This window comes from Patiriisocius sp. Uisw_017, assembly GCF_047731265.1.
Taxonomy (GTDB): domain Bacteria; phylum Bacteroidota; class Bacteroidia; order Flavobacteriales; family Flavobacteriaceae; genus Patiriisocius.
This window is the reverse complement of sequence record NZ_CP159835.1, coordinates 166,025-177,665: the sequence shown is the minus strand read 5'-3', so window position 1 is coordinate 177,665 and position 11,641 is coordinate 166,025. Positions and strand designations below refer to the sequence as shown.

Annotated in this window: 13 protein-coding genes; 12 read left to right on the top strand and 1 reads right to left on the bottom strand. The window is 33.3% G+C overall.

Annotation, left to right across the window (positions count from 1 at the left end):
• Positions 1 to 12 precede the first annotated feature (12 nt).
• From ABXT67_RS00740 to ABXT67_RS00720, 5 genes are all read left to right on the top strand, one after another.
• On the top strand, positions 13 to 981 hold the full coding sequence (locus ABXT67_RS00740) for a glycosyltransferase family 2 protein (protein WP_415375382.1): 969 nt from the start codon (positions 13 to 15) through the stop codon (positions 979 to 981).
• Positions 981 to 1,898, top strand: a complete 918-nt coding sequence (locus ABXT67_RS00735) for a glycosyltransferase family 2 protein (protein WP_415375381.1) — start codon at positions 981 to 983, stop codon at positions 1,896 to 1,898. Before ABXT67_RS00740 ends, ABXT67_RS00735 begins: the two co-directional genes overlap by 1 nt.
• On the top strand, positions 1,891 to 2,847 hold the full coding sequence (locus tag ABXT67_RS00730; RefSeq protein ID WP_415375380.1) for a glycosyltransferase family 2 protein: 957 nt from the start codon (positions 1,891 to 1,893) through the stop codon (positions 2,845 to 2,847). The genes ABXT67_RS00735 and ABXT67_RS00730 overlap by 8 nt, the downstream gene beginning before the upstream one ends.
• A 371-nt stretch (positions 2,848 to 3,218) precedes the next feature.
• Positions 3,219 to 3,950: a hypothetical protein gene (locus ABXT67_RS00725; protein WP_415375379.1), complete on the top strand. Its 732-nt coding sequence runs from the start codon at positions 3,219 to 3,221 to the stop codon at positions 3,948 to 3,950.
• 14 nt (positions 3,951 to 3,964) lie between these two features.
• Complete coding sequence (locus ABXT67_RS00720) at positions 3,965 to 4,906, top strand: glycosyltransferase family 2 protein (RefSeq protein WP_415375378.1); 942 nt, start codon at positions 3,965 to 3,967, stop codon at positions 4,904 to 4,906.
• 1 nt (position 4,907) lies between these two features.
• Here the strand turns inward: ABXT67_RS00720 and ABXT67_RS00715 are convergent, their stop codons facing one another.
• Positions 4,908 to 5,876: a beta-1,6-N-acetylglucosaminyltransferase gene (locus ABXT67_RS00715; RefSeq protein WP_415375377.1), complete on the bottom strand. Its 969-nt coding sequence runs from the start codon at positions 5,874 to 5,876 to the stop codon at positions 4,908 to 4,910.
• Between the two features lie 166 nt (positions 5,877 to 6,042).
• Between ABXT67_RS00715 and ABXT67_RS00710 the strand changes: the two genes are divergently transcribed.
• From ABXT67_RS00710 to ABXT67_RS00680, 7 genes are all read left to right on the top strand, one after another.
• Positions 6,043 to 6,879: a glycosyltransferase gene (locus ABXT67_RS00710; protein WP_415375376.1), complete on the top strand. Its 837-nt coding sequence runs from the start codon at positions 6,043 to 6,045 to the stop codon at positions 6,877 to 6,879.
• Positions 6,880 to 6,881: 2 nt separating this feature from the next.
• A complete protein-coding gene (locus ABXT67_RS00705) occupies positions 6,882 to 7,808 on the top strand; it encodes a glycosyltransferase family 2 protein (RefSeq protein ID WP_415375375.1) in 927 nt (308 codons plus the stop codon).
• A gap of 158 nt (positions 7,809 to 7,966) precedes the next feature.
• A complete protein-coding gene (locus tag ABXT67_RS00700; RefSeq protein ID WP_415375374.1) occupies positions 7,967 to 8,197 on the top strand; it encodes a UDP-N-acetylglucosamine 2-epimerase in 231 nt (76 codons plus the stop codon).
• Positions 8,198 to 8,199: 2 nt separating this feature from the next.
• Positions 8,200 to 9,447 carry a UDP-glycosyltransferase gene (locus tag ABXT67_RS00695; protein ID WP_415375373.1) on the top strand — a complete coding sequence of 416 codons (1,248 nt, stop codon included), beginning with the start codon at positions 8,200 to 8,202 and terminating at the stop codon, positions 9,445 to 9,447.
• Positions 9,440 to 10,327 carry a glycosyltransferase family 2 protein gene (locus ABXT67_RS00690; RefSeq protein WP_415375372.1) on the top strand — a complete coding sequence of 296 codons (888 nt, stop codon included), beginning with the start codon at positions 9,440 to 9,442 and terminating at the stop codon, positions 10,325 to 10,327. The genes ABXT67_RS00695 and ABXT67_RS00690 overlap by 8 nt, the downstream gene beginning before the upstream one ends.
• Positions 10,328 to 10,337: 10 nt before the next feature.
• A complete protein-coding gene (locus ABXT67_RS00685) occupies positions 10,338 to 10,526 on the top strand; it encodes a hypothetical protein (RefSeq protein WP_415375371.1) in 189 nt (62 codons plus the stop codon).
• A 111-nt stretch (positions 10,527 to 10,637) separates the two neighbouring features.
• Entirely contained in the window at positions 10,638 to 11,639 is a 1,002-nt protein-coding gene (locus tag ABXT67_RS00680) for an N-acetylneuraminate synthase family protein (protein ID WP_415375370.1), read from the top strand.
• Positions 11,640 to 11,641: the final 2 nt, after the last annotated feature.

The following is an 11,641-nucleotide window of genomic DNA, read 5'->3' as shown; positions in this document are numbered from 1 at the left end:
AATTGTTTTAAAATGAATCCATTGATATCCATTATCATCCCAACTTTTAACCGTGCAGAAATGCTCTCTGATGTGTTAGACTCAATATACAAGCAAACCTATGCTAATTGGGAATGTCTTGTGGTAGATGATGGCTCTGGTGATACTTCAAAAAAGGTGGTAGCGCAATGGATTAAAAAAGACGCTCGCTTTCAATGGCACGAGCGTCCGTCTACTAGTCAAAAAGGGGCGAATGCCTGCAGGAATTTTGGGTTTGAACAAAGCAAGGGGGCCTATATCAATTGGTTTGATAGTGATGATCTCATGCTCCCTTTAAAATTAGCGCAACAAGTGGCTCAATTAACTGAGTCAAATTATTTTTATAGCATTTGCCAAACAGAACGCTATGATGCCGTACAGCAGAAATCTTTTGGACTTAGAGCGGAGGCTATTACTTCCAAAGATCCTTTAAATGATTATGTTCAGTTTTCTATATTTTGGACTACAGGTGCAGCACTATGGAAAAAATCCTTTATCCAAGAGCATAATTTAAGGTGGGATGAAGATTTACAACAATCTCAAGATTACGATTTTCATATTCGGGCCTTGGCAATTTCTACTGCTTATGGTACAATTGATACGGCCTTAATGCAGTTATTGCGGCATGAGCAAAATATGTCTAATGCTGTTTTAGATGCACCCGATAAAATATTATCCAATGTTAAGGCGCGGTATAAGGCCTTGAAATTTCAGCAAGACGTATTGACAATCGTTTCAAAAAGAGAATTGTTTAACAAGATGTATTATTTTTTTAGGACCACAAGCATCGCCAGAAACATCCATACGAGCAACCAAATTTTTAGCCTTTTAAAGCAAAGCAAAACGCATATAGTAGGTGCTGTCTCTTTAGAAAAGGGTATTTTTAATAGATGGAAATTTGGGATGTATCTGTATGCTTTTACAGGCAAAGGAGAACGTTTTTTAAAACCAAATAAAGAGTAGTGAGTAAAAAGACACCTGCCATAACGATTGCTATTTGCACTTATAATAGAGCCCATTACTTGAGGCTTTGTTTAGAGAGTTTGTTAGATGGAGTAAAAAAGTATCCAGAAATTGATGTCTTGGTAGTTGATAATAATTCTAAGGATGAAACTGCGGCTGTTTGTGCCTCGTTTTCTAAATTAGGGACGCCTATAAGTCGTATTGTCGAAGAAAAACAAGGACTATCTTACGCTCGGAATAAAGCTTATAGCAGTGCAAAGGGTTACTACGTTGCTTATTTAGATGATGATGGTATAGCGCATAATAATTATGTGGATCGATTAGTTCAAACTGCAAGTGAATGTGACTATGATTGTTTTGGTGGTATGTATTATGCATACTATGAGACAAAAAAGCCTAAATGGTTAGCGGCAGATTTTGGCACAAAAAAGAAGATGAGCGAAAGACGAGAAATTATACATTCAGGATATTTATCTGGTGGTAATTTTATCTGTAAGAAAAAAGTACTTCAAGCCATTGGAGGTTTTGATCCAAATTTTGGAATGAGTGGGACGAAAATTGGTTACGGTGAAGAGGACAATGCACAATATGCTATGCGAGTGAAAGGTTATACAATAGCTTTTGACCCTCATTTAGGAATAGATCACTTGGTTTCTAAAAATAAAATGAAACCCTCTTGGCATGTTGGCCATGTTTACAAACAAAATAGGGATATTCTTTTGTCGGAAAATCATTACAGCACTTTATTTTTAGTTGTTACGGAGTTTTTTAAAATAACTTTTAAATATGCACCAAGATTCATTGTCAAGTTTTTCAATGATAAAAATTTTTATTGGCAAAATTTATATATTTCGATATTCGGTAATTATGCTAGAGTATTAGGTATGTATAATAATAAAAATAGTTATAATGTATAATCCACTAGTGTCCATAATTATACCCACATACAATAGAGCGCATTTGATTGTAGAGACGCTAAACGCAATATTGGCGCAGACCTACACACATTGGGAATGTATCATCGTAGACGATGGGAGTACAGATGCTTCGGAAATTTTAATAAAGCAATATTGTGATAGCGATTCGCGAATCTCTTTGTATCATCGTCCAAAAGAGCGTCCCAAAGGAGCCAATGCCTGCCGAAATTATGGTCTAGAAATGAGTAAAGGGACGTTAATTAATTGGTTTGACAGTGATGATTATATGCTGCCTACTTTCTTGGAACAGAAGGTGTCAGTTTTATTAAAAGGCTCTTATGATTTTGTAATATCGAACGCTGTAGATTGGGATGGAGATCAGAAAGAAACCCCTATTTATGAAGTAAGTAATAAAGGTAAAGACATAAACGCCTTTAATTTTATTACCCAGCACATCAACTGTATTACGAATGACTTTATGGCAACAAAAGCTAGTATTGCTAGCTTAGGTTTTAATGAATTGCTTAAAAGTGGTCAAGAATATAATTTTATTTCCAGATATCTATGTACCACCACCAAGGGTGCTTTTATTACTAAAATTTTGTCTAAAAGACGCGTTCATGCCGAGTCCATACAGTCTAATGTGTCAAAAATGATGGCAATAGACCAGGATGCGTACCATAAACGCACTGTTGAGAATAAATTTTTATTATTAGAAGATATTACTACTATTGGTGATGATAAGTCTAAGTTATATCTTGTGAATTCTATTATTAGCTTTAGTTATCGATTGGCTCAAAAAAAGCAGGATATTCCATTTTTTAATGAAATAGTAAAACATATTAAAATAGTAAAAAGCCCCAAGTCAGCACGTTATTATTATGCAGCTGTAAAAGGGGTTCGATATACAGGGAAAGGATATCAACTATATAAAAAGGCACTTTCATAAACAGGCACACTAATCCATCGGCTTTTGTTTTTATTGCTTTGCGTTGGTCATTTTTATTTATGGAGGAGTGGATAGAACCTGGATTGAATTAACCATATCCAAGCAAAGAAGATAGGGTTGCTGTTGTTCGTTCGAATTAGAAAACAAAAAGTTGCTTAAGCTGTTTAATATAAAATAATATGACAATAAAATAAAGGGCGAATTTTATACATTCTAACGATGCATTAGGAACATCAATATTTAAAGTTTAGTAAAAAAAAATTATTAGCGAGCCCTGCACTCAGAGTAAAAATTTGACAGCGTGCTATTCGTTTTATAAGGTAAAATGTTCGATTAGAAGTATTAAAAATGTTTGGAAAAACGAATCTATAATGATGATTGATAAAATCAAAAATAAAATTGTTGCTATCATTAGCAAATTAGAAAATAAAGCAGAATTAAACTATAATTATAGTCAAGATCAAATGGCCTATAATCAGTTGCTTAAAATGTTTGACAATAATATTTTTATTCCTATTACAAATTGGTCCATTAGTCCTAAAGAAGTTATACATATTTGTAATGATATCGTAATCAATAACAGAACAAATATTATAGAATTTGGCTCGGGTTTTTCTACAATTTGTATCGCTCAACTACTAAAGATTAATAATATTAAGGCTAATTTTATTAGTATTGAGGACAATTCAGATTGGGGAGCAGAATTAACTAGAATACTTCAAAATTTAAAATTGGAAGCATATGTCAAAATAGTTATTTCTTCAATTAAAGAGGTTCCCAGAAAGTATGCTAAAGAGACTCAAAAAATATGGTATGATACTGCTATATTGGAGGAAGTCTTTAAAAATATTAATACGGTAGATTTGGTAATTGTAGATGGTCCATTTGGGGATATTACACCTTTCGCCCGTTATTCAGCGGTACCTTTTTTAAAAGAAAAGTTAGCGGTTAATTATACTATATTTTTGGATGACAGTTATAGAATAGAAGAAAAACAAATTGTTGAAGATTGGCATCTAACTTTAGCTGGAGAAGTCAAAAGCCATAAAAGATATACGTGCTTATCCAACGAATTTCTTTTTGATGTTTCACCATACGTTTGAAAAACTTAGATTAAATGAACCCGCTAGTCTCTATCATAATACCTACTTATAATCGCGCGAGCCTAATTATTGAAACTTTAGACAGTATTTTATTACAAACATATAAAAATTGGGAATGTATAATTGTAGATGATGGTTCAACAGACAATACTGATGAAATTATAAGTTCATATATCTTAAAAGATTCGAGGTTTCAATATTATCATCGACCCATTGAAAGAACCAAAGGTGGAAATGCATGTAGAAATTTTGGATTTGAAGTTAGTAAAGGTGATTATATTCAATGGTTTGATAGTGATGATTTGATGGTTTCTGATCACATATCTACTAAAATAAACACTTTTATAAATAATGATTGTGATTTTGTTGTGGCACAAACAGCCAATTTTAATCACGAAAAAACATTTCCTGCTTATAAATATACGAAGATGGCCTATGGTATTACTTTTGAAGATTTTATTCAAAGAAAGATACATTGGTATACCTACGATGTCTTGCTAGTAAGAGGTATTGCAGAGAAAATAAGCTATCATGAATTAATGAAATCATGGCAGGATTATTACTATTTCTGTATGATGCTTTTAGAAACTACTTCTGGTGTTTATATTGATAAAGTGCTTACTAAAAGAAGGCTTCACTCCAATTCAATACAAGACGAAATGAATAAGGACAAGGTTACCTTTCACAGGCAATTATTAGAAATTAAAATACTTACTTACAAAGATTTACACGATAGAGTTTCTTATAATATTAAAAAAGAATTGATTTTTGGTTTAATGAATCATTGCTTTCAATTAGCTTGCTATAGCGTCTTTTCTAAGTATTTGGTTTATACAGCGAAAGAAGTAAAGAATAGTTTTGGTCTTAAGTCAATGTTTTATTTTTACTTAGCAATAGCCAGTGCTTTTTCAACTAAAAAAGGAGACTTTGTTTTAAAAATGGCTAAAGGAGGGTGATTTAGTTTTGGTCTTTTAAAAGTAATTCGTCTATTAAATTTAAAATTTCTCTGTCTTCTTCAATATTGAACTTTCTAGCAAAAAGCTTGTTTTTTGCTCCTTGCTCCTTAAGTTCGTCAATATCGTCTGCGGTAAATGTAACGGGTAATGATGTGTTTTTACGGGTCCAGTTTACATAGGTAATACTAGGCTTAATAATTACGGAACTATTTTTTTCTTTTAAGTGCATTAGTATACTGTGAAAAAAAAGTTCATCTGGTAAAAGAGAGTTCTTATGGTACTTTGTGTAATTAGGATTAGCATCAATAAATTTTAAAATTTGATGTATCGTTTCAATGGGGAATGCCCACCATTGACTACCTCCATAAGGCTTCATTGAAGAGGGGAAACGTCTTCTTTTTAAGGGTTTTAGTAAAGAAGAATACCGTTTGCTTTTTGCCAGTTTGTATAGCTTGTATAGGTTTTCTTTTCTGTAGAAATTTATTTCAAAAATAGACGGGAGCTGGATAAAATCTAATCTATTATTGGATAGGTTTATTTTATATTGATTTAAGCGATTTAAGCCTCCGTCGTTACCCCAGCCATTTTGATAGGGGAGCGAAAATATAGAGATGAAATTCTCTCCATAATGGTTTTTAAAAAAAGCCCCTATTTCTCGATTATTTTTTAACGGGTAATCTTGTCCGCTTAGTAAAATACAATAACCATTTCTATGATCTTCCACAATTGTGGAGAGTGCATTTAAGGTGGCTTTAACAATTCCAATATCTCCCCAAGTACCAAACTCTCTTAAAGAATCGGGAAGAAAAAAAACATTTGATTTATGAAGAAGAGCATCAATAAATGGGCTTTGATTAGCACCCTTGTCTATGTGAACATAAAAATTACAATTTGGTGTGTCTAGTTTGTTAACCAGCAGTTTAATTTGTTTTGGGCTTCTATGTGCTAAAAGGATATAATTGATTTCCATATTATTTAATGTTCACCTTTGAAATGAGTTTATTATTTAATAGATTTGATTTTAGTCCTTTTTTAATAAAAGCTAAAGTAAAAATACTATATTCTACAATCTTTATTGAACTAAATTTTTATTCATTAGGGTGATTTAATAATATCTATTGGTGACACACAATACAATGAATAGTAATCTTTTGGTTTCAATAATTATACCTTGTTATAATGATGAGCAATACATTGAGCAGTGCGTAAATTCTGCATTAAACCAAACTTATTCTAATATTGAAGTAATTGTTGTAGATGATGGGTCTAATAGAAAAACTAAAACAGTTTTAAAAAAGCTGGAACCAAATATCACAACATTAATAACCCAAAATAACCAGGGGCAAAGTACCGCTAGAAATGTTGGTATTAGATATGCAAAAGGGAATTATATTTTGGTGTTGGATAGTGATGATTATTTTGAACCAACATTTTGTGAGAAAGCAATTTCGATATTTTTATCGAACGATTCAGTTAAAATTGTTACTTGTTGCGCAAATCTAATTTATGAGGATGGGACGAGTACTGTTTTTGAGCCTAAAGGTGGGACAATTGCTAATTTTTTGTATGCTAACGATGCATTAGGAACATCAATGTTTAAAAAAACAGATTGGTCATCCTCTGGTGGTTATGATGAGGAAATGAGATTAGGATTAGAAGATTGGGAGTTTTTTATTAGGGTTTTAATGGATGGTGGAACGGCAGCGGTTCTCCAAGAACCATTATATAATTATCGTTTAAGAAACGATTCGACAACATCCAAGGCAAATAAAGTTAAATATGACTTACTGAAGTATATTTATATGAAGCACGCTGCTGTTTTTAAAGATAATTTTGAGGTGTTCATAACACATCTTTTAAATAAATTAGAAAGAGAAGAAAGAGAGAAAGTTAAAAATACGGAGAGATTAGATTTTAAAATTGGTCATACCGTTTTAAAGCCGATCCGGTGGATAAAGTCTCTAATAAAATGAATTTGAGTCCACAAGTCACAATTATAATGGCAACCTTTAATAGGGCTCATTTTATTTATGAGTCTTTAAAGTCTATTCAAGCCCAAACCATTAACGCTTGGGAGTGCATCATAATAGATGATGGAGGAACCGATAATACAAAAGAGATAATAGCGCCTTTGCTAAGTCAAGATTTAAGGTTTAGTTTTTTAAAGAGACCAAGCAGATATGAAAAAGGATTGTCAGGTTGTAGAAATTATGGTTTAGATTTAGTTAAAGGAAACCATATCGTTTTCTTTGATGATGATGATATTATCCATCCACAAAATTTAGAAATTGGTTTGGCAGTTTTCAAAGTAAACCCTACAATCCATTATTTGCATTATGTAAAGCAATCTTTTATTGACATTAAAGAGGTCGCAGATTTGCCTAAAATTGATTCTTATACAACGCATATAGCGACACCTTCTACCTACGAAGATTTGATTACGGGGACTATGGGTTTTGCCTCTTGCACCGTTTTATGGAAAGCTTCTAATTTTAAGAACATTCGTTTTAATGATATGCTCCAGTATGCAGAAGAATGGGAGTGTTATACTAGGATATTAATTAATTTTCCCAGAGGAATTATTACCGATGCAGTATTGTATTATAATAGAAAACACCTAGCATCTAATACAGGAGAATTTTTTAGCGGGAATCCAAACCGTAAAAAAGCCAAAGTAGCTGCGAGTAAATTAGTAATCACATATTTAAATGATCTTGGATTGTTAAGTGCAAAACTTCAAAAATATTTTGCTTGGGAGAGCGTGTTATTAAAGGAGGTATCTATAAATAAACACTTAATGAGTCAATCGTCAATAGGGGTAAAATCAAAATGCAAAGCGTGGTTTTATTATAGTTTTAGTCCATTAATTAAGATATATTTGAAGAACAAAAAGAATCACTAAACAACCTATCCTTTGGGAAATTCTAGTTTGTTTTGGAACGCGACCAGAAGTTATTAAGATGGCACCTATTTGTCAAGAATGAACCAATCAAAAGATACCTTCTAAATTATGTGTTACTGACCAGCATAGAGAAATGTTAGATTCAAGTACTTGATTTGATGAAGCCCACCCTTAATGTGCCGGTTCTTGTCAATAAAGATACTATGGAGCGTATTGAAGAGATCGATGCAGGTGTATCATTTTTAGTGGGCACAAATACAGAAACCATTGTAGCAAAGACTTTGGGAATATTAAGTGATTTAAGTCGCTTTAAGAATATGAAGAACCCCTGCAGAGATGGAACCTCTGCAAAACAAATAATAACACACATTTTCAAAGAGATAAAATAATCGTGTCAAAAAAAATTCTCGTTCTTGCAGAAACCATTGATGTTAACGCTAGTAGTGCGGGTAAGGCAAATATGGGATTTGTCAACGCACTAGTTCATAATGATCATGAGGTAGCGGTTTTACATTTTTCACATAAAATAGTCCATATTAAGGGCGCATCTACCACCCTAATTAAAGAACTTAAAACAGATCCTTTTTATTGGTTAAGTAGGTTACAACGTGTGCTTCAGCGACTCACAGGTAAAAACTTTTCTGTACCACTAGAAAATAAATTTGGGTTCTCATTTACATTTAAAAATGATGCCAATAGTATGGTTGCAGCTGTTAAAAAAATGCGAGGTGATTTTAACCTAGTCATTACACTGAGTAAGGCAGCTAGTTTTAGAACTCATGCGGCATTACTTTTACTGCCAGACTTACATGCCAAGTGGCTTGCATACGTGCACGATCCCTACCCGTTTCATTTATATCCACCTCCTTATCATTGGATCGAGGCCGGATACGAGCAAAAAGAAGCATTCTTTAGAGCCGTTTCAGAAAAAGCTGCATTCTCAGGATTTCCAAGTTTATTATTGAAAGAATGGATGGGACAATATTTCCCTAACTTTTTAAAGACGGGTATTATTTTACCGCATCAAAACATTAATACCAAATTAAAAGCGGTAGCGATTCCAGATTATTTAGAGGTCCAGAAGTTTAGCATTATGCATGCTGGCTCTTTGCTAGATCATCGCAATCCTTTTCCGCTTATAGAGGGGTTTCAAAAGTTTATTGAAAAAACGAAAGGAGCTGCAAAAAATAGTCAATTACTATTAATAGGTGCTTCACAAGCACACGAACCAAAACTCACTAAAATTTGCAAACGGTTGCCACAAGTATATAAAAGTGATGGGTATATAAACTATAACGAAGTTCAAGTGCTTCAAAAAAAGGTGTCGGTTTTATTAATATTAGAAGCTATTTCAGAAATCAGCCCTTTTTTACCTGGTAAATTCCCTCATTATATTTCAGAAGATAAACCTATTGTACATTTGGGGCCTAAAAAAAGTGAGACAAGGCGTCTTCTTGGAGAAACCTATCGGTATTCTTGCGAGGCGGGTGATGTGATAGCTATTTCAGAAATATTTATGGAACTTTATGCAGCTTGGAAAGTGAACAATAACCTTAGTCTTGAGCGACCAGATTTATTGAAGTACATTTCTCCAGAATATTTTAATAAACAAATGTCAAAAATATTTGATTGTGAATAAGCGTGTTTCCATACTGATTGTCACTAAAAATAGGTGCGAAGAATTAAAGAAAACAATCGAAATTGTTCTTTCTTTAATTGATCCTTCTCAGGATGAATTTTTAGTTTTTTTAGACGGTTGTACAGATCAATCATCGCAATTGATTGATAGATATCCAGCCGTGCAATGGCATTCAGTAACTGCTAGTATAGGGGCTTCTGGAGCGCGAAACGCCTTATATAAATACGCCTCTGGAAAATATTTATTGGGTCTGGATGATGATGCACATCCCATACATGTTGATTTTATAAATAGCATAGAAAGATTATTTAGTGATGATAGCATAGGCTTATTATCCTTTAGAGAAGTAAAACGAGTATTCGTTTCAGAAGAAGAAAAAATTGAAATACTTAATGAACCTCCTATTTCGTTTAAAGCAAATGAGTTTATTGGCTGTGGTTTTGTGGTGCGAAAAGAAGTATATGATAAGACAAATGGCTTTCCAGTATGGATGGATATTTATGGCGAAGAAATGTGCTTGTCTCTAGAAATCATGGAGGCAGGTTACACTATTAAATTCACCAACGAGATTGCTGTTCATCACCGGGTTGATATAGCTGAAAGAAAAAAATTGGGTCGAAATTATTTTAGATTTAGAAGGCAACTGCATAATGGGGCACTTTTCTATTGTATGTATTATAAAAACCCTTTTCCAAAAATTTTAAAGCTATTTTATCATAATTTTAAAAAATATGCCTTGATGGACGTTCGTTATTTTCTCCAATATTTTAGGGCGATTGGTTCCTTGTTTGTCAAAATGCCTCTTATTTTTAAATACAGGAAAACGGTGTCGAAAAACACTATAGATTTGTTTAATAATGCTCAAAGTCCAGGGTTTTAAAAAATATCGTATGATTAAGAGACTAAAGTCAACTTTTAAAAGAGTACTTCTTAAACGTGGTTTTACTCTTAACAAGATTCACGCAAATCCAATATTTAATGATGATCCTTTTAAAGCCGTGCAAGATTCTATTGAGGGTAGAAACCCTGTTTTTTTTGATTTAGGCGTGAAAATAGCTGCAATAAATAGTACGGATTAGGGAAGCGCAGTGTCTTCTGGTTTTGGTGAAAATAATAAGTAATTACTAATAACCAAGCAAAGATGGCTAAAGAGAATATTGATTTTAAAGAAAATAGGTAAATTGCAATACATGAACAATCCCTTTATCATAGCAGAAATAGCACAGGCCCACAACGGTAGTCTTCAAAAAGTCTATGACTATATTGATGCTTTAGCGGGAATAGGGATTGATGCTATAAAATTTCAAACGCATATAGCTGCGGCAGAAAGTAGCATTCATGAGCCATTCAGAATAAAATTTAGTGATCAAGATGCGACCCGTTTTGACTATTGGAAACGAATGGAATTCACCAAAGTGCAATGGAAGGAAATAAAAATACGTTGTGAAAAAGCAGGGCTAGAATTTATGTCGTCGCCCTTTAGTAATGCAGCGGTAGACTTGTTAGAAGAAATTGGAGTAGCACGCTATAAGGTGGGCTCTGGCGAAGTAAACAACTTTTTGTTGCTCGAGAAAATGGCGAAAACTGGAAAGCCCATCATTGTCTCTTCAGGGATGAGTTCTTTTGCAGAATTAGATCAAACGGTATCCTTTTTGAAAAAGAAAAAAGTAGACTATTCCATTTTACAATGCACAACGAGTTATCCAACGCTACCCACACAGTATGGATTAAATGTCATTTCAGAATTAAAAGAAAGATATCAAGTGCCCATAGGTTTTTCAGACCATTCTGCAGATTCTGCTACCTGTATAGCTGCAGCTGCTTTAGGCGCAGAAATCTTAGAGTTTCACGTGGTGTTTAGTCACAGTGATTTTGGACCGGACGCTTCTTCATCAATTGAAATTTCAGAAATACCAAAAATGGTGCACTCCATTAGAGCGATTGCAAAGGCATCGCATCATCCTATTGATAAAAATGACAACAGCCAGTTTAAAGACTTAAAACAGGTTTTTGAAAAATCTTTAGCGGTAAACAAAGACTTACAAAAAGGTCATATTCTTACCTTTAAAGATTTAGAAGCAAAAAAACCGAAAAGCTATGGCATTGATGCTGCACAATTTCAAAGTGTTTTAGGAAAAGAACTAACCAAAGAACTCTCACAATGGGATTTCTTGACACAAGACGCCCTATAATA